Below are 1,018 nucleotides of genomic sequence, written 5' to 3' on the forward strand. Positions count from 1 at the left end.
GACACATTGTCGGGAAAGCTTTACAGCTGGAACCAACTGAAGAAGTATTTCATTTGGTTCGTTTAAGAAGCGGCGACGGTGAGCCAATTTCTATTGAAGACACTTATATTCCATTAAATCTCATACCTGATCTTCAAGCTTTTGATTTCCAAATTTTTTCATTTTATTCCACATTGGCTGCTTATCATTATCAAATTGAAAATATCTATCAGACAATTTCCAGCTCAAAAGTGAGCAATAAAGAAGCCCGTTTGTTAAAAACCAGCTTAAATCGTCCGGTAATCAGCCTTGCTATCACTGCGGTTACGACAAATGAACAAGCGGTTGAATACACTGAAGTAGTGGTTTTGCCTGAATTCGCCGCCATCTATACTAAAAATGTTCATCAAGGAAAGGAGATGAAAATCTATGCCCAAATTGATTAATCTGTTGGCTTATGACCTGATTGACAAAATTATTGCTTATATTCATGAACATCATTTAACCCCCGGAACAAAACTGCCTTCGGAACGGGACCTATCAGAAATGTTTAATGTTAATCGAACTACCTTAAGAGGCGCGTTACAAAAACTGGTGGACAACGGCACCTTACGGGCGCAAACCAATAGCGGCTATTATTTAACTGCGCCAAAATTCGAAAAAAATGCCCATCATTTCTTTACACCGATAGAAGATTCTCTGCTTAGTAAGCAGCGGCTACAGCTAAAGGCAACGGCTCTTTCACCGAAAAAAGCAGCAGCTCTTTGTCCGGAACTGAATGATTTCAAACAGCAGCAACCACAAGCTTATTTAGAATATATTGATGCAGAAGCAATTAGCTTGATGTTATTAATCCCTATGGAAACATTAAAGAAAAGTAATTTCTCGGACAATCCTTTCCAAGATTTTAAAAGTTTGGCATATACGCGTTCTCAAGAAATTTCTTTAATAACTGACAATGACGTTGCGGCGGACTTGCTGGGAGTTGACAAAGAAGAGGTTCTGTTATTTGTACGAGAGGAAATAAGAGCCGGTAAGG

Annotated in this window: 2 protein-coding genes; both read left to right on the forward strand. The window is 38.8% G+C overall.

Annotation, left to right across the window (positions count from 1 at the left end; genetic code table 11):
* On the forward strand, nt 1-425 hold a 425-nt coding region (locus tag ACFXI4_RS44785; RefSeq protein ID WP_385003487.1), incomplete at its 5' end, for a GntR family transcriptional regulator.
* A partial coding sequence (locus ACFXI4_RS44790; RefSeq protein WP_385003490.1) for a GntR family transcriptional regulator occupies nt 409-1,018 on the forward strand: 610 nt, incomplete at its 3' end. The genes ACFXI4_RS44785 and ACFXI4_RS44790, both read left to right, overlap by 17 nt.

Origin of the sequence: Streptomyces sp. NPDC059224, assembly GCF_042754285.1 — a bacterium.
GTDB lineage: Bacteria > Actinomycetota > Actinomycetes > Streptomycetales > Streptomycetaceae > Streptomyces.